Origin of the sequence: Cytobacillus sp. (assembly GCF_964223445.1) — a bacterium.
GTDB lineage: Bacteria > Bacillota > Bacilli > Bacillales > Cytobacillaceae > Cytobacillus.
Genome location: NZ_CAXQGS010000070.1, coordinates 1 through 22,859, shown reverse-complemented (window position 1 = coordinate 22,859; position 22,859 = coordinate 1). Strand labels below are relative to the sequence as shown.

Sequence of the window (22,859 nt, the reverse complement as noted above, 5' to 3'; positions counted from 1 at the left end):
GCTGACAGATGGCGATATGGCGAATGGCTATTTCGTCGCTCCAACTGTTTTCAGTAAAGTGACGAAGGATTTTACAATCGCCCAGGAAGAGATTTTCGGGCCGGTTGTGGCTGTGATGGAAGTAAATTCTTATGACGAGGCAATTGAGCTTGCAAATGATACGGACTTTGGCCTGTCATCTGCCATTTTTACGAATGACCTTCAAAAAGCATTCGATTTTGTCCGGAAAATTGAAACAGGCGTCACGCACGTGAATATCCCATCCAACCATTATGAAAACCAGCTTCCATTTGGCGGCAAAAAGACATCCAGCATCGGACCGCGTGAACAGGGCAGCACGGCATTGGATTTCTGGCTGGATACAAAAACAGTTTATATAAAACCTTGAGGAGGGAGAGGATGAAAAACATAGGCGTGATTGGCTGCGGGGCTATGGGAAAAGGCATTGTGAAAAATTTAATCAAAAACGGAGATCAGGTGTATGCTTATGACCCAAGTCAGGAGGCACTCGCAAAATGCGGGGAGCTGGGGGCTATTCCCCAGCCTTCTCCATTCGAGGCAGCAAGACAGGCGGATCTAGTAATTTCTTCATTGCCTGGACCAGGTATTGTAAAAGATGTTATGATGGGTGAAAGTGGAGTCTTTTCCGCTTTAAAGCCTCACAGTTTCATTCTGGATATGAGCACCATTGACCCAAAAACAGCCCAGGAGTTAAATCAGGCTGCAAAGGAGCAAGGCACCCATTTTTATGACTGTCCGCTGAGCGGGGGACCGCAGGGTGCTGATGCCGGTACGCTGACTATAATGGTTGGGGGAGACGATAAATACTTGCCGGACATTCGCCCGGTCCTGGAGAGCGTTGGAAAAAATATTTTTCTGCTGGGTCCTTCAGGATCAGGACAGGTGGCAAAGCTGTGCCACAATATGCTTGTGGCTTTAACGACTGCAGGCCTGGGGGAGGTCCTTGCAGTTGGGGAGAAAGCCGGTGTCAGCCGGAATCAGCTGGCGGAAGTCATTCAAAGCGGGTCTGCACATAATCGCGTCCTTACCGTATTCGGTGAGAATATCCTTCAGCATACATACGGGAATGTGCTGTTCAGCCTGGAGCACATGAATAAGGATATTCACTTATACAAAGAAACAGCCGAATTTTATAGTGAAGATTCTCCTTTGGGTCAGCTGGTATGCGATATCTATGAAAAGGCGATGGAGCAAGGGAAGGGCAAGCTTGATTCTTCCGCAGTGTGCGGATCTATCTAGTAATCTTTTAATCTAGGGGGGAAAACATGAAAAATGAAAAGACAGAAATTTTAAAAGATTGGCGCTTGCATGCCGTTGTGCTGGTTCTGGTTGCGGCTACCGAAGCGATTGGGCAGATCAGCTTTAAAGTAGGAGCAGGGGTTATTCTTCTGCTGCCTATGCTCTATGCTTTTTTCCTGGGACTGGGACTTTACTTCACTCCGCTTATTAGAGAAAAACAGGCTAAAAATGCAGAGCCCCTCATCGTGCTGGGAGTTACTCTTTTAATTGCGAAAATTGGGGTAACGATCGGGCCGCAAATCGAGGCAATCATTGCGGCGGGGCCATCATTATTGCTGCAGGAACTTGGTAACCTGGGAACGATTTTATTTGCACTGCCAGTAGCCATTTTTCTTGGCTTTAAAAGAGAAGCTATTGGCATGACCCACTCGATTGGCCGGGAGCCGAACGTCGGGCTGATTATGAATAAATACGGATTTGATTCGCCAGAAGGCAGAGGAGTAATGGCTATTTATATTTTCGGTACTGTATTTGGTGCTGCCTTCCTTGGATTGATTTCCGGATTCCTGGCCACGATTACGCCGCTCCATCCGCTGTCGTTCGCGATGGCGTCGGGGGTGGGAAGCGGGAGCATGATGGCGGCCGCCAGCGGATCGCTTGTCGCTGCCTTTCCTGAAATGGAGGCACAGATTGTTGCCTTCGCAGGCGCCAGCAACCTGCTTTCACTTTCAACGGGTCTGTATGCCAGTATTTTTATTGGATTGCCTCTTACTGAAAAGCTGTACAGCATCATGATGAAACGCAAAGAGAAAAAGGCTGCGGACAAAGGGGGAGATATCCATGTTTAAAAATATCACTGAATGGTTTTTAATATTGGCGATTTTTGGTCTTTCAGCGCTGATCGGCAACTGGGTAGGCTACGATATCCTGCCGTCTGCAGCCATTCCGGGCATGCTAGTTTTAATTGTCATCAGTGTGCTGGGTCTGATTCTTGAAAAAGTGCTGCCAGGCAATATCCCGAGCGTCGGATATATCGGGATTATCGGAATCATCGTTTCCATTCCGGGAGTACCGGGATCTGAATATGTTGTCGAGTGGACAACTCAGGTCAATATCCTGGCTCTTGCTACGCCAATTCTGGCTTATGCAGGGATCTCGATCGGAAAGAACTGGGCTGACTTTTCCAAGCTGGGCTGGAGAAGCATTATTGTCGCAGTCTTCGTGTTCTTCGGAACCTTCATCGGATCTGCAGTAATTGCCGAGATTATTCTGCGAATGCAGGGGATTATTTAATGATTTGCGGCCTGGCAGGTGGATATCTGCCGGGCTTTTTGCTCTGAATCAGGCATAAAGTCATTATTTTGGCACTGTTTCTAAAGATATCGGCCTCTTTTACAGGTTTATCGGCCAGATTAATAATTTATCGGTTACTTTTTTGATATATCGGTCACTTCGCGCAGAATCAACATTCCAGTAATCTCACAGTGTCAATAGTATCTCAACAAAATTAGAAAGAGTGAAACCCATGAACCTTTATGAACAGTTATTAAAAAATTATGACCAAGAACTTACTCATTCGGGTGTAAACGGAGAAAGATTGGCCTCAAGACTTGATGAGCTTTCAAGGATAGGCCTCATGGAAAGCGGAGGGGTGACCCGCCCAGGCTATTCTGCTGAAGAGAAGAAAGCGAAAGAGCTAGTAATCAAGTGGATGAAAAACGCTGGTCTTACTGTGACTGAAGATGGAGCAGGAAATGTATTCGGCAGATTGGAAGGCAAAACAGAAGGACCTTCAATCGCTTCCGGTTCCCATGTAGACAGTGTTCCAAATGGGGGGCACTTCGATGGACCGTTAGGGGTTCTCTCAGCATTGGAAGTTGCAGAGTCATGGAAAGAAACTGGTTACATACCGGAGAAGCCGTATGAGATTGTGATTTTTTCAGATGAAGAGGGTTCGAGATTCAAGAGCAGCTTAACAGGCAGCCGGGCATTTATGGATCAGCTGAGGCCGGAGGAAATGGATAGCCTGCAGGATGAAAATGGCAAGTCGTTTCGGGAAGTGCTGACCGAATATGGCAGCAGTGCGGAAGAGTGCTTAAAGGCAGGAGAAAACAGGCGTGAAATCGAAACCTTTGTGGAAGTCCATATCGAGCAGGGGAAGGTGCTGGAGAGAGAGAATCAGCCAGTTGGAGTGGTAAAAGGCATTGCTGGGCCAGCCTCGCTGGAGGTTACCTTTACAGGAGAAGCTGGACATGCAGGAAATACGCCGATGGCTGGACGAAAAGATCCGCTGGTGGCTGCCTCATTGTTTGTAGCTGCCATTGAGAATTTTCCAAAGCAGGTCAGTGATACAGCTGTTGCCACTGTCGGAAAGCTGAACGTGCATCCAAATGGCTTCAATGTCATTGCCCAGAAAGTAATATTAACCGTTGATATCAGGGATATTTTTGAAGGAACCCGGGATCAGCTGCTTGATCAAATTAAGAATGAAGCGGTGAAAATAGCAGAGGAGCGAAGTATCGGTGTGCAAATGAAGCTGAATGCCAAAATCAAACCTCTGCCAATTAATGAAAGCCTGCAGGCTGGTATTGCAGAATCCCTTGAGAAGTTCAATATTAATCCTGTTTACATCCCAAGCGGAGCCGGGCATGACACCATGATCGTCGGAACCGAAGTGCCGGCCGCCATGCTGTTCGTCCGCAGCAGGGATGGCATCAGCCATAATCCGCGGGAATGGACGTCATTAAATGACTGTGTATATGGTGTGCACGTTTTGAAGGATTTTGTTGAAGGGCTTATGAAAAAATAGTAAAAAGGAGAAATCCTCATGATCATCCGCCACATAAAACCAGCAGACGCCCAGGCAATGGCCAACCTGATCACACAAACAGAAAACGAATCAGACTACATGCTTTTCGAGCCAGGTGAAAGAAAGACGTCAGCCGAGGCACAAAGAAAAAGAATTGAAGCCATTCAAAAAGAAGATCATTCCACCATCATCGCAGCGGAAAAAGAGAACCGATTGATCGGCTTTGTAATGGCCATTGGCGGTGCGGCAAGGAGAAATAAGCACTCAGCCTATCTCGTTGCAGGCATCCTCAGCGAACACAGAGGCCAGGGGATCGGCACCAAGCTTTTTGAAGAGCTTGACCGCTGGGCGCGTAAACACGATATCCACAGGCTGGAACTTACAGTTGTTATCCGTAATGAGGCAGGTGTCGCCCTTTACAAAAAGACGGGATTCCAGATTGAAGGCACGAAAAAACATTCGCTACTGATAAACGGCGAATTTGCCGATGAATACTATATGGGTAAGCTGTTATAAAAGAAAGGCCATTTTCTGCACAGAGAAAATGGCCTTTCTTATGTTTTATCTCCAGGTAAAATCTCCTGTTTTTACATTTGAAAACATAGAAATATCAAAGGATGAGCCCATTTTATTTTCCGGAATAAAACAAAAAGTCTGAATTTTAATTGAATTCAAATCCTGTAATCTTGTATACTTGTAATACAAGTTAGAAAAAGCGCTTACATACTTAATGGAAAGGGAGGATTTTATGATTCAGAAAAAGTGGAAGATTATCATATCGGTTCTGACACTTATTTTTATTGCCATTGTTGGTGTGCGGACAGCGGCCGAGAACAAGGATAAAAAGTTTGTATCTGTTGCCACCGCTTCAACAGGAGGTACATATTACCCGATTGGGGTTGGAATGGCCAATGTATGGAGCAGCCATTTAAAGGGTGAGAAAATCCAGGCGAGCGGCCAATCTTCAGCCGGATCCATTGAGAATATTGAACTGCTTCGTGAAGGGGAAGCACAGCTTGCCATTCTTCAGGGGTTAATTTCGTCTCAGGCTTATGCAGGAGATGGCTCCTTTGAAGGAAAGCGCTATGAGGACCTGCGCACAATCTCCATGCTCTGGCCAAATGTGGAGCATTTTGTGCTGATGAAGAGCAAGATCAAAAGCGGAACTATCGACGATATTAAAGGAACGCAATTTTCTGTTGGGCCGCAGGCAAGCGGTACGGAGCAATCCACTGTCGTGATGATGGATGGCCTTGAACTTACGAAAAAAGATATTTCACCAGAGTATCTTGGCTATAGTGACACGGTTTCCGCGATGCGTGACGGGAGATTGGATGGAGGCTCGCTTCCGGCAGGAATCCCGATTTCCGCTGTAACGGATATGTATGCAAGTAATGTCAAAGCATCGATTTTGGAAGTAACTGATGAGCAGCTGGATGCCATTAATGCAGTATCTGACAGCTGGTACCGTTATGTGATTCCTGGAGGGACCTATCCTCGCATTGACGAAGATATCAACACCATTGCCCAGCCGAACCTATTATCCACAACAAAAGAAATGGACGAGGAAACCATCTATATTTTAACCAAAACACTCTATGAAAATCTGGATGAAATGTATGAGGTTCATAGCTCTGCCAAGGAAATGACATTGGAAACGGCCCTTGATGGAGTATCTGTTCCATTGCATGCCGGAGCCTACAGATATTTTAAAGAAGCAGGTCTTGATATACCTGAAAATCTAATTCCGCCGGAAGCGAAATAAAGGAGGGAAAATAATGACAAAATCAACAAGCGAACCTATTGTACAGCCAGCCGATCTGGATAAAGAAGCAGGCGGCGGCATGCGTCTGCTGGAGGGGCCATATAAAAAAGCGGCTGCCATCATCGCTGTATTGTTTTCTGTTTTTGCCATTTATTCGAATGGGTTATCCAATATTCAGGAGATTTATAGAAACCTGATTTTCCTGGGCATCCTTTTGGTTATGACTTTTTTCTATTATCCTGCCGGAAAGTCTTCCAATCAAAAAAGGTTTACAGCCTCTGATTATATATTTGCGGCACTTGCCATTGCAGGTCTTGGATACCTGCTCCTTAATTACACAACGATTCATGTGGACCGGGGCTCCCAGCCGATTATGATTGACTATGTCTTCGGTGCCATTACGATCATCGTCCTCCTTGAAGCTTCGAGACGGGCGGTTGGGATATTTATCCCGATCCTGTGTGGAGGCGCTATTGTATATGCCCTGTTTGGCACATACTTCCCGTGGATTTTCGGACATGCCGGCTTTTCACTAGAACGCCTTCTATACCGTCTTTATATGACGACTGAGGGCGTGCTGGGATTAACGCTTTCGACTGCTTCCACGTTCATCGTCATGTTCGTCCTCTTTGGTGCCTTCCTGTCTGTCAGCGGTGCCACCCAGCTTTTCAATGATCTGGCTTTGGCCATTGCAGGCAGAAAGCGTGGAGGCCCTGCCCAAGTAGCGGTCATCTCCAGCGCACTGACAGGATCTTTGAGCGGAAGTGCGGTTGCCAATGTTGCGACAACAGGAGCTTTTACGATTCCATTGATGAAATCCATTGGACTTAAGCCAAAGTTTGCCGGTGCTGTAGAAGCTGCTGCTTCAACAGGCGGAATGATCATGCCGCCGATTATGGGCGCTGCGGCCTTCATCATGGCCGGGTTCCTTGGAATCTCTTATACAACGGTCATCCTGGCAGCGATCATACCAAGCTTTCTCTACTATATCGCATTGATTTTTGCTATTGATATTGAAGCGAAAAAGCAAGGCCTGAAAGGCATCAGCAAAGAAAATATCCCGGATGTCGTCCAAATCCTGAAGGAACGCGGTGTCCTGCTTATTCCGATCATCGTTGTCATCACCACGCTATTAATGGGAAAGACAGCTTTATTTGCCGGATTTGCCGGAATCGGTGCAGTCATTGTGGCGAGCTGGCTGGCAAAGGATAAATCTTCAAGAATCACGATCTCTAAAACTATTGAAGCTTTCATTGAAGGCGGAAGAGGGACAATTCAAGTCGGGATTGCCTGCGCAGCAATCGGAATCATCATCTGCGTTGTCACCATGACGGGAATTGGATCTACATTAGCTTATAATATTGTCGAATTAACGGGCGGCCAGCTTTGGCTGATTTTAATCGTCGTCATGCTCACTTGCATCGTTTTAAGCATGGGGCTTCCATCCACAGCTCTTTACATTGTCGTTGCGGTTACGGCAGCTCCTGCACTTGTGGAAGCGGGCGTTAACCCGATCGCGGCACACTTCTTTGTGTTCTGGTTTGGTGCATTGTCCAATATTACACCGCCAGTGGCACTGGCATCTTATACGGCCGCAGGACTGGCAGGCGCCAATGCGATGCAGACATCATGGGAAGCGCTTAGAATCTCACTTCCGGGCTTTATCATCCCATTCATGATTGCCTATAATCCTATCATTCTGCTTCAGGCAGCAGAGGGAGAAACGATATCCATTTTATCAGTAGTACTTGTGGTCATCACAAGCACGCTGGGCATTTACGCCCTGGCAAGTTCACTTGGCAACTACCTGAATGCCAAGCTGACGATTGTTGAAAGAGTCCTAATGTTTGCAGGGGCATTAATGCTGATAAAGCCAGGCATGATCACGGATATTGCCGGACTCGGGCTTTGTGTGTTTGCGATTCTCTTCCATATCATCAGAGTTAAGAAAAGCAGTTCAGTCGAAATCACCATATAAGGAGTTAACATCCATGAAAATCGAACGGAAAAAAATCTCGGCCCAGGTGCTGGACCAGCTGAAGAACATGATAAAGGACGGCAAGTTCACGCCAAATGAGCCGATGCCATCCGAAAATGAACTGGCCAAACAGTTTGGCGTCAGCCGTGCGCCTGTTCGAGAAGCATTGAGCGTATTATCTGCCAGCGGGATTATTGAATCCAGGCAAGGAGGCAGAAGCTTCGTCAAAGAGGTTAATATGGCAGACATGCTTGGTTCCTTAGCGATTGAATATATTCCTGTGGAACAGGTTTTTGAGCTATTGGAAATGCGGATGGTTATGGAGACACAGGCAGCAGCGATTGCTGCCTTGCGTCGTGATGAGGCCGACCTGGAAAAAATGAAGGAAGCGCTCGATCAATTTGAAGTCACGCTGACGAACCCCGAAGCGGTAGGCGATCAGGCAGACGTTAATTTTCATAAACACCTGATTGCTGCAACGAAAAATCGCTTCATGATACAGGTAATGGAAAATATCGATGATCTGTACCGAAAAGCAATAGCCTTTTCCCTTAAGAAGAATGTGGGTCTTCCAGCAAAGCGCGAACAGGTTTTTCAGGAGCATATGTGCATTTATACAGCTATTAAAGAACAGGATGAAGAAAGAGCGGCAAGGGCGATGCGGGTGCATCTTGAGAATGTGACAAAGAAATTAAAGGTGAACGAAGGGGAAGGAAAGAAGGTGCCGTTGTGATCACCGAACAGATTGTTGATCGGCTTAAAAGCATTATGGGATCAGAAAAGCGCATTCTGCTTGAAAAAGCAGACCTGGTCTCATATTCATACGATGGCTCATTTGGAGCCTATATTCCGGAGATCATCCTGCAGCCAGTTTCGACTGAGGAAGTGGCAGGTATTGTAAAGCTCGCCAATGACATGAAAATACCAGTCTATCCAAGAGGCAGGGGAACGAGTCTGAGCGGAGGCCCGCTCCCTGTCCACGGCGGGATGGTCCTTGATTTTTCCAGATGGACCCAGAAGCTGATCATCGACCCGGAAGATACTGTTGCGATTGTATCTCCAGGTGTCATTACAGCTGAAATTGACCGTGAAGCACAGCGGCATGGGCTGATGTATCCCCCGGATCCAAGCAGTTCCCATGTATCCACAATCGGAGGGAACCTTGCCGAGAATGCAGGGGGGCCCCGCGGATTAAAGTACGGGGTAACAAAGGATTATGTCTTGGGCCTCGAGATCGTCACTCCGGAAGGGAATATCATCCGGACAGGCGGACGGACGGTCAAAAACGTCACAGGCTATGACCTGACGAAGCTGATTGTTGGATCGGAGGGGACGCTGGGCATCATCACAGAGGCCACCCTTCAGCTGATTCCAAGACCGCAGGCCACCCAGACGATCATGGTCATATTTGATGATATTATTGATGCCGGAAAAGCGATATCGGCAGTGCTCACATCTGGCATCCTGCCTTCGAAAATGGAAATTATGGACCAGGCTTCGATCCAGGCGGTTGAAGAGTTTCAGCCGATCGGTCTCCCGGTAGATGTAGATGCCATTATCCTGATTGAACTTGATGGCCATCCAATCGCCATCAGGGATGAAAGCGAGCAGGTGAAGCAGGTATGTCTGGAAGTTGGTGCAAGGGAAGCTATCATTGCAAGGGATGAAGAATCTGCCGGGAACCTATGGAAAGCGAGGAAGCTCGTTTCGCCAGCCATCGTGAGGAAAAAGCCGACGAAAATTTCCGAAGATGCCACAATTCCAAGAAGCAAGATTCCTGAGATGTTCAGAAGGCTTCAGGAAATCAAGGCAAAATATGAAATCGACTTAGTCGTATTCGGTCATGCAGGTGATGGAAATCTGCATCCGAATATCATAACTGATAAGCAGGATAAAGAAGAAATGAAGCGGGTGGAAAAAGCGGTAGAGGAGATTTTTACAGCAGCGATAGAATTGGGAGGAACCCTCTCAGGGGAGCATGGCATTGGGACCATGAAAGCGCCATTTATGGAGATGGAGCTGGGGGAAGCAGGGCTGGACATGATGAAACGAATGAAAACAGTGTGGGACCCGAACAACATTATGAATCCAGGCAAGATTTTTCCCGAGACAAAAGGGCAGAGGCTGGTGTTAGTCCATGACTAGCCAGCTAGCCTATAAAGAAACGTTTGACTGTGTCCAATGCGGCTATTGTCTTCCGGCCTGCCCCACATATGCCAGCATGGGGAAAGAAAGGCATTCTCCACGGGGACGGATCAATCTTGTGCAAATGGCGGCGGAAGGGAAAATAACCATCGGTGAAATTACAGAATCGATGGAGCTCTGCCTTGGCTGCCGCGCCTGTGAGACGGCATGTCCAACCAATGTTCAATATGGAAAAATCCTCGAGTCATTTAAGCAAGTAAAAGCTGTCGAAGCACCAGCTCCATTCGTGGAGAACATGGCTCTGCAGAAGGCTTTGCCGAATAAAAAACTGCTGGCAGCCATGAGAGCTTCACTTCGGGCCTATCAAAAAACAGGAATGGATTCGGTTGCCCGCAAAAGCAAGTTGCTCAGCATTCTTCCCGAACAGCTTCGGGCTTTTGAAGAGATCGCTCCGGCTGTGGAAATGCCAAATAAACACCTGAGAACAGGCATCCTACTGCCAGAGCGCCAGCCGAAAGCCCGCGTCGCTTTTTTTACAGGGTGCATTATGGATGTGTTTTTTGCCAAGATCAATGACCTCAGCATCAAGCTGCTGAGGCATGCTGGCTGTGAAGTCACTGTGATCAAGGAACAGACCTGCTGCGGCGCGCTGCAGAACCATAGCGGAGATACGGGAACATCCAGGAAACTGGCGAGGGAAAATATTGCGGCTTTTGAAAAAGGGAACTTTGATTATGTGGTTAATGCGATTGGCGGCTGCGGTTCGATGCTCGTTGAATATGATCACCTTCTCTCAAATGATCCGGAATGGGCAGAGCGTGCCAAGGTGTTCGCACAAAAGAATAAGGATGTAAGTGTAATACTGAACAAACTCGGAATCAGTTTCAGCCGGGAACTCTCAGGTGCTGTGATCTATCAGCCATCCTGCCATCTGTTAAATGTGCAGAAGGTGGCGGACGATCCCGTTCAGCTCCTCGAAAGCATACCAGGCATTACATATGTTCCGCTTCCGAAAGGGGATATGTGCTGCGGATCGGCGGGGATTTATAATATTGTCCACTACGAAGAATCCATGGAAATCCTTGATGCCAAAATGGAACATGTCCAAAAGATCTCGCCGGACATCATCGTCACGTCCAACCCTGGATGCCATTTGCAGATGGGCCTCGGGGTTAAACGCGAAGGGCTTGAAGACAAGGTCCGTGTTGTCCATATTATTGAATTACTGGCAGAAGCCTGCGGGATTGATCATAAATAAGAGAAAGGGTGGAGGATCATGTATGATTACATCATTATTGGCGGGGGCATTGTTGGCCTGTCAACAGGAATGGAGCTGCTGAGCCGGTTTCCTTCAGCAAAAGTGGCCATCCTGGAAAAGGAAAGCCATGTAGCGGCCCACCAGACGGGCCATAACAGCGGTGTCATCCATTCAGGAATTTACTATAAACCTGGCAGCTATAAAGCCAGGCTTGCCAAAAAAGGCAGTGAGTCCATGACAGATTTTTGCCGTAAGCATGGCATTGAAGTGGATATCTGCGGAAAAGTCATTGTTGCAAGCGAAGATTTCGAGCTGCCGCTCATAGACAATTTATATCAGCGCGGGTTGGACAACGGCCTTGGCATCCGCATGATTGACCAGGCTGAGCTCCATGAAATCGAGCCGCATGTGAACGGAAAAAAGGCCATCCATGTGCCAATGGCTGGCATTGTCAACTATAAGCAGGTTTCGGAAAAAATGGCTGAAATCATTACAGCAAAAGGCGGGGACATCCTGCTGAATCATAAAGTATCAGCCATTGACGAAACGGCTCAGGAAGTGGTTGTCCAGACCAGCAGGGGAGAGGTAAGGGGAGCTTACTATGTAAACTGCGGCGGCCTGCAGTCAGACCGGATCGCCAAGCTTGCCGGATTGAAAACGGATGTCAAGATTGTGCCATTCAGGGGAGAGTATTATATGCTCAAACCGGAGAAAAGCAGCCTCGTCAAAAATCTTATCTACCCTGTGCCAAATCCCAATTTCCCGTTCCTTGGGGTCCATTTTACCCGCATGATTAACGGAGCCATTGATGTTGGCCCAAATGCCGTTCTAAGCTTTAAGCGGGAGGGCTATAAGAAAACAGACCTGAATGTGGCAGACCTTATGGAGGTTGTCGCCTATAAAGGATTTTGGAAGCTCGCAAAGAAATATATGAAAGAGGGAGTGGAAGAGATGATCCGCTCAGCATCCAAGGAGCTCTTCATGAAAAATGTTCAGAAGCTTATGCCGGACATCCAGAAGGATGATATTGTTCCAGGTCCGGCCGGTGTCAGAGCGCAAGCCTTGAAGGACGATGGCTCATTAGTCGATGACTTTTTCATTGTGCCGAGCAAACGCTCCATTCATGTTTTAAATGCACCATCTCCGGCCGCGACGGCATCCATTGAAATTGGGAAAGAAATCGTCAGGAAGATGGATGGAATGTTTAAGATGGAATCAGCTGTTTAAACAATTGGAGAATAATTCAAAATCCCCTGAACCATAATATGGAAGAAAGGGGATTTTTACATGAAAGCAACTACAGCGATCAGGCTGCTTCATTTGGTCATTCCTTGGCTGACCATATTTTTTTTGCCTAAAAAGTCATTCAATAAATTTTCCACCGTCTCGGTTTTTGCTGGAATTTTAGTGTTCATTATGAGCATCCTGGCCATTCCTTTTAAATGGTGGACAGTAGAGGGCGGACACTTCAAGAAATTGCTCAATGATTTAACCTTCATACTTGGCCCGTTTTTTATAGGTACCTTATGGATCTTTCATTTTACCTTTGGAAACTTTAAGCGTTATCTGGCTGTCAACGCTATCATGGACTTTCTATTCGCCTATCCGCTTAATTATTTGTATGAAAAATTTAACTTATATAAGCTAGTTAAATTTAAGCCCATCTATATTTTCCTGTTCTTCACCACCTACGCATGGATTATTTATGGATATCAGGAATTCTTCCATCGGAATAACCGGTAAGTAAAAAGCCATTCCATCAAGGAACGGCTTTTCTCGTTAAAGAAGAAATTATGAACGTTAAAAAAAGTCTAGTGCTAGCAGCCTACCCCCTCGAGGTGTCGGGGTGAGGTCAGGCGCTTACACTTTTCTCGTTAACACTCACCATTATGGCACTCGACTCCAATCACCCGAAAGCCATTTGCGTCCAGTTCTTTCTTAATTTTATCCAGGATTTCCTCTGTTGTATCCTTCGGCAATGTAAAAAGAATACGGCGAATCAGGCTGACATGAAAGCTGGATGAGTCCAAGGAGATGACTCCCTGGATATCGCTATACTTACTGATAATGCTGCTTATCTTTTTCAGTGTTCCCTGAGTGCCATAGCTTCCTACAGTCAGCGTATAGCTTCCTCGGTTCAGTCCCCACGCTTCCTCCAGCAGTTCCAGTACGGCCGCATGTGTCAGCAATCCGACAAACTGCCCATGGTCATTTTCAACCGGCAGATAAGGATATCTCTTCAGAGTGAAAAAGGCTTTCATAAAAGAGTCATCCTCATCAATTACGGTTTGCTGATCTTTAGCCAGAACCGTAATCGGTTCATCCATAGAATGATTTTCCTTATATTCTAAAATATCAACCTTATAGATGTTACCGGCAAACTTTGTATGTGTGGCATCCAGAATAGGGACACAGCGGTAACCAGTTTCATTTAAAAACTGCAGCGCCTGTTCCAAATTAAAGGTTTCATCACAAAACCGAACATCTTTTTTCTCCACCATCTGATGTCGAATCAGCATACCAGCATCCTCCTTTACCCCTAACCTTCTCTATTCTATGCCGGTGCCTTTTCGGCAATGATAAGAAATTAAGTGAATCCCCCTGCGAAAACTTGTAAAATAAGAAAAAGCCATCATCATGAAAGGTGCTGAGATAACTTGGAAAGGATTACAATTGTATCGCTGCTGGATGTGATTGGAGAGCTGTTTTCCGATGAAATATCCATAGCGGTTTCCAATACGAGTGAATATATCTATTACCGGCCGAGCAAGCGCATCGATTTAAAGATCAGGCCGGGTGACATGGTAAAAGAAGGAACGATCGCCTATAAGGCTTTAGGGACACAGCAAAGAGTGTCGGAGTTTATTGACCGCGATGTATTTGGTGTTCCATATCACGGCATGGCCGTGCCATTTTTGCATGAAGGAAAGCTTGAAGGCTGCGTAACCGCCATTTTTCCGGCTTTGACGGACGGCAAATCGGTTGTGACAATGAAAACGAATGATGGCTGGATTCCAATTCCTTTTTCCGAGGTTGTCTGCCTTGAGGCAAAGGATAAGAAGACCTTAGTACATACTGACGGCCATTCAGGCACCCATAAATACTCGCTTCAGGATTTTGAGTATTCGCTGCCGAAGGACAGTTTTATCCGTTGCCACCGCTCATTCATTGTAAATGTCAATCATATCAAGGAAATCTTTCCTGACACGCATTCCACCTTTCTCCTCGTCATGAAAAATGGGGACCGGGTGCCTGTCAGCCAGTCTTACTCCAGCTATTTCCGCAAATTGCTCGGTTTTTAGAAAATTCTTTCTGTTTCAGCTTTGTAATTTGCTGTTTTATCGGAATTTTCCGTAATATGATCGGAAAAGTCCTGGCTCCCTCTTTATCCGGGTAAAATGATTTTATATATCATAATGGAGGGGATGAGCAATATGGAGAAAAATTTAGAACGGATTCGCGACAGCCGCCTGCATGACCGGGTAGTTACACCTGAAGAGGCAGCCTCCTGGATTCAGGACGGCATGACTCTGGGGCTAAGCGGCTTTACACGTGCGGGTGATGTGAAAGCGGTACCATTTGCACTGGCTGACCGTGCCAGGCATGAGAGTTTTAAAGTGAATGTGTATACTGGTGCTTCTTTGGGATCTGATGTGGACAAGCTTTTTGCGGAAGCGGGAATTTTGGGGAAAAGGCTGCCATTTCAGGCCGATCCGACCATGAGGAAAGGGATTAACCAGGGGGATTTCTTATTTGTCGATCAGCATTTGTCACATACGGCAGAGCTTGTACGCGCCAATGTCATGGATCCTATTGATTTCGCTATTTTGGAAGCGGTTTCTATTACGGAGGATGGGCTGATCATTCCGTCTACTTCAATCGGAAACTCGCTGTCTTTCGCAGAGAATGCCAAACACATTATTATCGAAATCAATCTTGCCCAATCCACACAGCTGGAAGGTTTGCATGATTTATATGAACCTGGCAGACAAGGGGAACGGAATCCGATTCCGCTGACGAAAGCCGACGACCGTATAGGCACTCCTGGAATTAAGGTGGATTTGGATAAGGTGAAGGGCATCGTATTCACGAATCAGCAGGACTCTCCTTCGACAATCGTGCCGCCGGATGAAGACACCGCCATTATGGCACAGCATCTGCTTCAGTTTCTACGCGGGGAAATTGCAGCAGGCAGGCTGACAAAGAGCCTTGCACCGCTGCAGTCGGGCATTGGTTCGGTGGCAAATGCTGTGCTTCATGGGATGCTTGATTCTGAGTTTGAGAATCTGGAAGTCTATTCAGAAGTGCTGCAGGATGCGGTATTTGATTTGATGGATGCCGGAAAGGTGAACTTTGCATCCTGCTGTTCTATCACTCTATCAGATGAAAAAATGAAAGAGGTTTTCACGAATTTTGACCGGTACAGGGACCGTTTAATCATGCGTCCGCAGGAGATTTCCAACCACCCTGAAATCATCCGCCGCCTTGGCCTGATTTCGATTAATACAGCCTTGGAGCTTGATATCTATGGAAATGTGAACTCCACCCATGTCCTTGGAACGAAAATGATGAACGGGATCGGCGGTTCTGGCGATTTTGCCAGAAATGCTCGCCTGGCGATCTTCGTGACGAAGTCCATTGCCAAAGACGGCAAGATTTCAAGCATCGTCCCATTCGTCTCCCATGTCGACCACACCGAGCATGATGTCGATGTCATTGTGACAGAACAGGGCTATGCAGACCTGCGCGGGCTGGCTCCAAGACAGCGCGTCGAACGGATCATCGAAAATTGTGCACACCCGCTGTACCGTGACCAGCTTCGCGAATATTACCGGGAAGCCCTCACAAGAGGCGGCCAGACTCCGCACGTACTGGAAAAAGCCCTCTCCTGGCATACAGACTTCTCCAATAATGGTACCATGCTGAAAGAAACTGCGGCAGCAGCTCTGCAGTGGAATTTCTGTTAAAACTTATGGTGCCAGGCACCTATACCACTTCATCCAACTGGTATAGGTGCCTGGCACTTTTAATGTTACAATGATAGCTATACTAAACAAAATGATTGGGTGGAATTATGAGTAAAGCTATCAAATTAGTTGCGGCTTCTAAATATAAGAATGGTTTTAAGGATGGCTATCCGCTGGTAACAGAGGAATCGGTGCAGCGGATTCCGAAGGGGATCGAAGAGGGTGCAATCATTGTACTGACTGATGAGAGCGGGCAGTTTATCGGTAAAGGGTATTATGGAAAGCAGAATAAAGGCAGAGGCTGGATTCTTTCGCGTAATTCTCAGGAAATCTTCAATGAAGCTTTTTTTGCGACGAAATTTAAAGAAGCTTTAAAAAGGCGGGAAGCTCTACTCCGTGATCCTGAAACAACCGCTTTTCGGGTTTTCAATGGAGAAGGAGATGGAATCGGGGGCATCACGATTGATTATTACGATGGTTTTTACGTGATCAGCTGGTACAGTCAGGGAATTTATACCTTCAGGAACGCGGTGATTCAGGCATTGATGAACAATGCTGATGTTAAGGGCCTGTATGAAAAGAAGCGGTTTGCTGTAAAAGGCACTTATATAGAGGATGATGATTTTGCAGCAGGAGAACGGGCATCTTTTCCGCTGATGGTGAAGGAGAATGGTATCAGCTTTCCCATTTATTTGAATGATGGCGCTATGGTAGGGGTATTCCTTGACCAGAGGCATGTCCGGAAGACAATCAGGGACAAGTATGCGGAAGGAAAAACGGTCCTGAACACGTTCTCCTATACGGGCGCTTTTTCAGCGGCTGCCGCATTAGGGGGAGCAGTGAAAACAACCAGTGTCGACCTTGCCAACCGCAGCAAAAGCAAAACCATCGAAATGTTCAGCGTAAATGGCATTGATTTTGAGGCTCAGGATATCATTGTGGAAGATGTGTTCAACTACTTCAAATACGCTGTTCGGAAGAAGCTGAAATTTGATATGGTCATCCTGGACCCTCCAAGCTTTGCCCGTTCCAAAAAGCATACATTCAGCGCCAGAAAAGATTACCCGGATCTGCTCGCCCAGGCCATTCAGATCACAGAAAAAAACGGAATCATTGTGGCATCATCAAACTGCAGCACATTCAACATGAAAAAATTTAAAGACTTTATCAAAAAAGCGTTCGCACAAACAGGGGACCGCTACAAAATCCTTGAGGAATTCACCCTTCCTGAAGACTTCCGCACCATTAAGGAATTCAAAGAAGGAGACTATCTTAAAGTAGCATTCATACAGAAGCTGTAAAAATGGGTGACAGGTACCTATGCCACTTCGGCCAACTGGTATAGGTGCCTGTCACCTTTTTATTCATATTTAGCCCGCAGTTCCTTCATCTCTTCCACCAGATTCTTCCCGATTTCCTGTGAAAAGTCTTCATAGACCGGATCCAGCTTAGCCTGCCATTCCTGTTTTTCTAAAGCTGTGAGCTCATGAATCTGAATGGAGGAATTCTGTCTGATTTTTTCTAGCAGTTCTTCGTTCATTTCAAAAGCCATCCGGCTGTTCCAAGCGGTTGTTTCATCCAAAGCCTCGAGCAGAATCTTCTTTGTTTCCTCACTCTGCTCATTCCAGACATTCTCGCTCATCATCACCGCATATCCAAGATAGCCATGATTGCTGATTGTCATATGCTTTTGCAGGTTATAAAATTTCTTTGAGTAGATATTGGAAATGGTATTTTCTTCTCCATCCACATCGCCTTCTTCAAGAAGCTTGTAAGTGGAATTGAATGAATCCTGAATAGCCTTTGCCTTCAGGCGGCTGAATTGGGCCGATATCACATCACTTTGCATGATACGGAAGGATTGCCCTTTCAGATCCTCTGGTTTTTGGATAGGACCCTGATTCGAAGTAATCTGCTTAAATCCATTGGGCCAGTGGGCAAGCCCTTTAATGCCGTCGCCCTGCAGGGATCTCAGCAGCTGCTGGCCGATATCCCCGTTCAATCCTTCAAGCGCAGCTTCACGCGTAGGGAAGGCAAAAGGCAGATCCAGTACTCCCCATTGCGGTGAAAGCATGCCCAGCTTGGAAGTGGAGGGGGCAATAAAGTGAACCTGGCCTTCTTTAAGAGCATTTATTTCTTCTATATCAGAATAGAGACTGCCATTTGGAAACACTTCAATTTTAATATGACCATTCGACTTTTCGGCGACGAGCTCTGCAAACCTTTGGGCGGCAAGGCCCTTCGGAGTATTTTCAGCCACCACATGGCTGAACTTGAAGACAATTTGATCCTTAAGCCCTTCCTGGTCATCATCGTAGGGAATCGCATCCCGCGGAAAAAAGCTTTGATAGCCAAAGAAGGCTGCCAGCAGCAATACCATACTGGCAAGGAGAATATAGCCTGCGGCGCTTTTCATTTGAATCCTCCTTTTTAAAACTATTAATGTTATCATACTTACAAGAATTCTATCCGTAAAGACAGAAGGGAGGGTCCCTTGTGAATCAGATGCCCATCCGCTGGAAGATTACCATCCTGTCTTATGCAGTCGTTATTTTTTCTTTATTGATTGGCGGAATGGTGGTTATTGCAAACATCCAGGAGCAGGAAGAAAAAGAACTGAGGATACGCTCGATGAATACAGCCAGAACGGTGGCAGAGCTGTCAGATGTGAAAAAAGGAATCCTGCAGCCGCAGGGCTGGAAGACGGTTAATAAAGTAGCAGAGGAAATCAGGATCATTAATGAAACAGACTATATCGTGATCATGAATATGGAGCGTATCCGCTATTCCCATCCGGTCAGGGAACTGATCGGCCAGCCATCTGCAGGTAAGGATGAGAAACCGGCTTTTGCCGAGCATATTTATTTTTCCAAGGCAGAGGGAGACGTCGGTACCTTTATCCGCGCATTCATCCCGATTAAAGATGAAAGCCTCAATCAAATCGGTGTGGTCGTTGTCGGCAATAAGATTCCTTCGTTTACGGAGATTATCGCTGATCTGGCCGACGAAATCAGCATTATTGTCCTGCTGACGCTCATATTTGGACTGATCGGTTCTTTGATGCTTGCCAATCATATTAAAAAGCAGATGTTCCAGCTGGAGCCCCATGAAATCAAACGGATGCTGGAGGAAAGGACAGCCACCTTTCATTCGATCAATGAAGGCGTAATCGCGATCGATAACCAGGAAAACATTACGATTTTCAATGAAAAGGCAAAGAAAATTTTTAACGTAACTGGCGATGTCGCCGGCAAAAAAATCAGATCTGTTTTAAAAGACACCAGGCTCCCTGAAATAGTGGAGCGCAACCGTGCAGTTTATAATGAACAAATCATTGTAAGCGGCAAGGTCATTTTAAGCACCAGAATTCCCATCTGGAAAGACAATGAAATGATCGGAGCTGTAGCTATTTTCCAGGACCGCACGGAAGTGACGAAGCTGGCCGAAGAGCTGACAGGTGTAAAAAGCTTTGTTGAGGCACTGAGGGTGCAGAACCATGAGCACATGAACAAGCTTCACACCATTGCAGGATTGATCCAGCTCGGGAAAGCAGACAAAGCACTAAAGCTGACCTTCGATGCGTCTGAAGAGCAGGAAAACCTCTCGAATTTTCTCAGTGATAAAATCAGGAACGATGCCATTGCAGGGTTATTATTAAGCAAAGTGCGGCGCGGCAAGGAATTGGGCATCACAGTAGTCATCGACCCAAACAGCAATCTGGAGGAGTTTCCTAACCGCCTGGATAACCATGACTTTGTTTTGCTGCTGGGCAATCTGATTGAGAATGCTTTCGGGGCTTTTGAGCATAGTGAACGTGAAGAGCGAAAAATAGATATCAGCATTGAACAGACGGAGGAGATTTGTGCGGTGCTGGTGGAGGATAACGGCAGCGGGATAGAGGAAGCAATTTTGCCAAAGTTGTATGAAAAAGGATTTACCGCCAATAAATCAGGCGGGACAGGCTATGGGCTTTACTTTGTTAAACAAATTACGGAAAAAGGCGGAGGAGCGATCGAGGTTTCAACAAGCAGAGATGAAGGAACTTCATTTACAATTGTTTTTCCGATGGAAGCGGAGGGAGAATCAGATGGCGGTTAAAGAAGAAATCAGTGTGCTGCTGATTGAAGATGATCCAATGGTCCAGGAAGTGAATAAAGAATTCATTGCAAGTGTGGAAGGATTTAAGATCATCGCGGCAGCAGGAAATGGGGAGGAAGGCATCAGCCTTGCGAAAAAGCTGCAGCCTGATCTGGTGATTTTAGATATTTTTATGCCGAAAAAAGATGGCATTCAAACCCTGCAGGAATTCAGAAAGCAGCACCTCGAATCTGATGTCATTGTCGTTTCCGCTGCAAAGGATAAGGAAACCATCAAGCTGATGCTTCAAAACGGTGCCAGGGATTATATTATCAAACCCTTTAAGCTAAATAGGATCCAGCAGGCTCTTGAAAAATACCGCCATTACAGGGAGAGCCTGAAGGAATCAGGCACGCTGTCACAGGAGCAGCTCGATGCCCTGATTTATGCCAGGCAGGCGAAGAAAGAAGCAAACAATCTGCCAAAAGGGCTGAATGAATTCACCTTGAATGAAATTACCGCATTTATGCAGCAGCAAACCGAACCCCGATCTGCTGAAGAGGTCGCCAACGGCATCGGCATTGCCAGAGTAACCGCCCGCAGGTATCTCGATTACCTAGAAAAAAGCGGAACGATCCGGCTGGATGTGCAGTACGGAGGAGTGGGCAGGCCTGTCAATCGGTATGTCATAGTTTAGTTATCATATTCCGAGACCAAAATGAACAAAACATCCGTTATGACCATAAACTTCTCGCTTTTATCTGAAAACGCTATCATTTCTAATAGAATGAATAGTTAGAAAAAAAGGAGATGAGATAAAAGTGAAAAAGCAGCGGATTTATAAAAATTTAACCTTTCAGGTGTTAACGGCTATTTTTATTGGTGTTATGGTCGGTCTAATTTGGCCGGAAGTCGGAAAAGAGATGAAGCCGGTCGGCGATACCTTCATCAACGCAGTCAAAATGGTCATCGCCCCGATTATTTTCCTGACCATCGTCCTTGGAATCGCCAAAATGGGTGATATGAAAAAAGTCGGCAAGGTTGGCGGCAAAGCGTTCATCTATTTTGAGGTTGTTACAACACTTGCTTTAATGATCGGTCTGATCGTCGTTAATGTCATTAAACCAGGTGCAGGCCTGAACTTTAATGAATTGGAAAAAGGAGATGTTTCACAGTATACAGCCAATGGGGGAGAGGGCATCAATTGGATTGAGTTTGTAACACATATTGTTCCTTCCAACATGGTGGATGCCTTTGCAAAAGGGGATATCCTGCAGGTATTATTCTTCTCTATTTTATTTGGTGTCGGTTTGGCTGCTCTTGGTGAAAAGGGCAAAATCGTCATTGAATTTTTGGATAAGCTATCATTAGTCTTCTTTAAAATCATCGGCTATGTCATGAAGGCAGCCCCGCTTGGAGCATTTGGAGCCATGGCCTATACAATCGGGCATTTCGGACTGGCATCACTTGTTCCGCTTGGCAAACTGATGATGTCCGTGTACGTGACGATGTTCTTATTTATCTTTGTTGTTTTAAATATTATCTGTAAAATGTACGGATTCAGCTTATGGAATTATCTGAAGTTCATCAAAGATGAAATATTAATCGTATTAGGCACAAGTTCATCAGAATCAGTTCTTCCGAGAATGATGGATAAAATGGAGCGCATCGGCTGCTCCAAATCGGTTGTGGGTCTGGTCATTCCAACTGGGTATTCCTTTAACCTGGACGGTACATCCATCTATCTGTCCATGGCGGTTGTCTTCCTTGCACAGGTATTCGGGGTGGATCTGACAATCGGCCAGCAGGTTACCATTTTATTAGTACTCATGCTGACTTCAAAAGGTGCCGCGGGTGTAACAGGCAGCGGATTTATCGTATTGGCATCGACGCTTGCCGCCCTGCAGGTTATTCCTCTTGAAGGATTGGCGCTTCTTCTTGGCGTAGACCGCTTCATGAGTGAAGGAAGAGCGATCGTGAACCTGATCGGAAACGGTATCGCAACGATGGTTGTAGCAAAGAGCGAAAATGAATTTGATGAAACTAAGTCTAAGAGAGCCATTAATGAAATGAAATTAATGAAGCAGGAGCAGCAAAAACAGGCTGTATAAAAGGTAAAGGCCATTTCCAACAAGGGAATGGCCTTATTCATATTGTCGAAAAACCTTCCTAAACTGACGACAATTCCTGCACCTATTTCCCGGGAAAAAATCAAGTATAAGAAGGATTGTCTACCTTTTTAATCAAACGTTTGATTGAATAGTAAATTGTTGAATTACCGCGAAAAATAGACAAAATTTAGAAAGTTATAAAAAATTTATGATATGATTATTCTTAAAAAAGTGACAGGCACCTATACCACTTAAGCTAACTGGTATAGGTGCCTGTCACCGGAAAGAAGGTTCACATCGTGAAGCGCCTTAAGGTTCATTATGCGTGGATTATTTTAATATTGACGTTCTTGGCGTTGCTGGCTGCACAGGGTGTACGTTTGTCGTTCGGGGCGTTCATGGCGCCATGGGAGCATGAGTTTTCCGCGAATCGCAGTGTTATATCCTTCATTGCCTTCGTCAGCTATATTGTTTTTGCCATTTCACAGC

The 22,859-nt window shown here is 46.1% G+C and carries 21 protein-coding genes and 1 pseudogene; 20 read left to right on the top strand and 2 right to left on the bottom strand.

The annotated features are described in order from the left end of the window. The 13 genes from ACEQ1T_RS13250 to ACEQ1T_RS13190 form a co-directional block, all read left to right on the top strand. A partial coding sequence (locus tag ACEQ1T_RS13250) for an aldehyde dehydrogenase family protein (RefSeq protein ID WP_370223291.1) occupies positions 1 to 388 on the top strand: 388 nt, incomplete at its 5' end. Between the two features lie 11 nt (positions 389 to 399). After that, complete coding sequence (locus ACEQ1T_RS13245) at positions 400 to 1,260, top strand: NAD(P)-dependent oxidoreductase (protein WP_370223290.1); 861 nt, start codon at positions 400 to 402, stop codon at positions 1,258 to 1,260. Between the two features lie 26 nt (positions 1,261 to 1,286). Then, positions 1,287 to 2,108, top strand: a complete 822-nt coding sequence (locus tag ACEQ1T_RS13240; protein ID WP_370223289.1) for a DUF3100 domain-containing protein — start codon at positions 1,287 to 1,289, stop codon at positions 2,106 to 2,108. Next, the gene (locus tag ACEQ1T_RS13235; RefSeq protein ID WP_370223288.1) at positions 2,101 to 2,553 is read left to right on the top strand and encodes a hypothetical protein; all 453 of its coding nucleotides are present in this window, start codon (positions 2,101 to 2,103) and stop codon (positions 2,551 to 2,553) included. The genes ACEQ1T_RS13240 and ACEQ1T_RS13235 overlap by 8 nt, the downstream gene beginning before the upstream one ends. Before the next feature lie 232 nt (positions 2,554 to 2,785). Continuing rightward, positions 2,786 to 4,069, top strand: coding sequence for a M20 family metallo-hydrolase (locus ACEQ1T_RS13230; protein ID WP_370223287.1), 1,284 nt, complete (start codon positions 2,786 to 2,788; stop codon positions 4,067 to 4,069). Between the two features lie 18 nt (positions 4,070 to 4,087). Then, positions 4,088 to 4,585, top strand: coding sequence for a GNAT family N-acetyltransferase (locus ACEQ1T_RS13225; RefSeq protein WP_206841503.1), 498 nt, complete (start codon positions 4,088 to 4,090; stop codon positions 4,583 to 4,585). 232 nt (positions 4,586 to 4,817) lie between these two features. After that, a complete protein-coding gene (locus ACEQ1T_RS13220) occupies positions 4,818 to 5,834 on the top strand; it encodes a TAXI family TRAP transporter solute-binding subunit (protein WP_370223285.1) in 1,017 nt (338 codons plus the stop codon). A 13-nt stretch (positions 5,835 to 5,847) separates the two neighbouring features. Next, positions 5,848 to 7,812 carry a TRAP transporter permease gene (locus ACEQ1T_RS13215; RefSeq protein ID WP_370223284.1) on the top strand — a complete coding sequence of 655 codons (1,965 nt, stop codon included), beginning with the start codon at positions 5,848 to 5,850 and terminating at the stop codon, positions 7,810 to 7,812. A 13-nt stretch (positions 7,813 to 7,825) separates the two neighbouring features. Next, on the top strand, positions 7,826 to 8,545 hold the full coding sequence (locus ACEQ1T_RS13210) for a FadR/GntR family transcriptional regulator (protein ID WP_370223283.1): 720 nt from the start codon (positions 7,826 to 7,828) through the stop codon (positions 8,543 to 8,545). Continuing rightward, the gene (locus ACEQ1T_RS13205) at positions 8,542 to 9,957 is read left to right on the top strand and encodes an FAD-binding oxidoreductase (protein ID WP_370223281.1); all 1,416 of its coding nucleotides are present in this window, start codon (positions 8,542 to 8,544) and stop codon (positions 9,955 to 9,957) included. The genes ACEQ1T_RS13210 and ACEQ1T_RS13205 overlap by 4 nt, the downstream gene beginning before the upstream one ends. Next, on the top strand, positions 9,950 to 11,215 hold the full coding sequence (locus tag ACEQ1T_RS13200; protein ID WP_370223280.1) for a (Fe-S)-binding protein: 1,266 nt from the start codon (positions 9,950 to 9,952) through the stop codon (positions 11,213 to 11,215). The genes ACEQ1T_RS13205 and ACEQ1T_RS13200 overlap by 8 nt, the downstream gene beginning before the upstream one ends. 18 nt (positions 11,216 to 11,233) lie before the next feature. Then, positions 11,234 to 12,442, top strand: coding sequence for an L-2-hydroxyglutarate oxidase (gene lhgO / locus ACEQ1T_RS13195; RefSeq protein ID WP_370223279.1), 1,209 nt, complete (start codon positions 11,234 to 11,236; stop codon positions 12,440 to 12,442). A gap of 60 nt (positions 12,443 to 12,502) precedes the next feature. Further along, the gene (locus ACEQ1T_RS13190; RefSeq protein ID WP_206841538.1) at positions 12,503 to 12,958 is read left to right on the top strand and encodes a hypothetical protein; all 456 of its coding nucleotides are present in this window, start codon (positions 12,503 to 12,505) and stop codon (positions 12,956 to 12,958) included. Positions 12,959 to 13,089: 131 nt separating this feature from the next. On the opposite strand, the gene cbpA is transcribed toward ACEQ1T_RS13190, so the two are convergent. Continuing rightward, positions 13,090 to 13,734, bottom strand: a complete 645-nt coding sequence (gene cbpA / locus ACEQ1T_RS13185; protein WP_370223278.1) for a cyclic di-AMP binding protein CbpA — start codon at positions 13,732 to 13,734, stop codon at positions 13,090 to 13,092. Between the two features lie 138 nt (positions 13,735 to 13,872). Between cbpA and ACEQ1T_RS13180 the strand changes: the two genes are divergently transcribed. The 3 genes from ACEQ1T_RS13180 (at position 13,873) to ACEQ1T_RS13170 (ending at position 17,483) form a co-directional block, all read left to right on the top strand. Further along, the gene (locus ACEQ1T_RS13180) at positions 13,873 to 14,517 is read left to right on the top strand and encodes a LytTR family DNA-binding domain-containing protein (RefSeq protein ID WP_370223276.1); all 645 of its coding nucleotides are present in this window, start codon (positions 13,873 to 13,875) and stop codon (positions 14,515 to 14,517) included. A 132-nt stretch (positions 14,518 to 14,649) separates the two neighbouring features. Further along, a complete protein-coding gene (locus ACEQ1T_RS13175; protein WP_370223275.1) occupies positions 14,650 to 16,182 on the top strand; it encodes an acetyl-CoA hydrolase/transferase family protein in 1,533 nt (510 codons plus the stop codon). A gap of 107 nt (positions 16,183 to 16,289) precedes the next feature. Beyond that, a complete protein-coding gene (locus ACEQ1T_RS13170) occupies positions 16,290 to 17,483 on the top strand; it encodes a class I SAM-dependent rRNA methyltransferase (RefSeq protein WP_206841550.1) in 1,194 nt (397 codons plus the stop codon). Between the two features lie 59 nt (positions 17,484 to 17,542). Here the strand turns inward: ACEQ1T_RS13170 and ACEQ1T_RS13165 are convergent, their stop codons facing one another. Next, on the bottom strand, positions 17,543 to 18,598 hold the full coding sequence (locus ACEQ1T_RS13165; RefSeq protein WP_370223274.1) for a TRAP transporter substrate-binding protein: 1,056 nt from the start codon (positions 18,596 to 18,598) through the stop codon (positions 17,543 to 17,545). An 89-nt stretch (positions 18,599 to 18,687) separates the two neighbouring features. Between ACEQ1T_RS13165 and ACEQ1T_RS13160 the strand changes: the two genes are divergently transcribed. From ACEQ1T_RS13160 to ACEQ1T_RS13145, 4 genes and pseudogenes are all read left to right on the top strand, one after another. Continuing rightward, positions 18,688 to 20,280 carry an ATP-binding protein gene (locus ACEQ1T_RS13160; RefSeq protein ID WP_370223292.1) on the top strand — a complete coding sequence of 531 codons (1,593 nt, stop codon included), beginning with the start codon at positions 18,688 to 18,690 and terminating at the stop codon, positions 20,278 to 20,280. Further along, entirely contained in the window at positions 20,270 to 20,956 is a 687-nt protein-coding gene (locus ACEQ1T_RS13155) for a response regulator (protein WP_370223273.1), read from the top strand. The genes ACEQ1T_RS13160 and ACEQ1T_RS13155 overlap by 11 nt, the downstream gene beginning before the upstream one ends. A gap of 124 nt (positions 20,957 to 21,080) precedes the next feature. Next, positions 21,081 to 22,370 (top strand): C4-dicarboxylate transporter DctP, encoded by a 1,290-nt coding sequence (gene dctP, locus ACEQ1T_RS13150; protein WP_206841585.1) that lies wholly within the window; start codon positions 21,081 to 21,083, stop codon positions 22,368 to 22,370. A 299-nt stretch (positions 22,371 to 22,669) separates the two neighbouring features. Beyond that, positions 22,670 to 22,859, top strand: a pseudogene (locus ACEQ1T_RS13145) (MFS transporter); the annotation flags it as partial.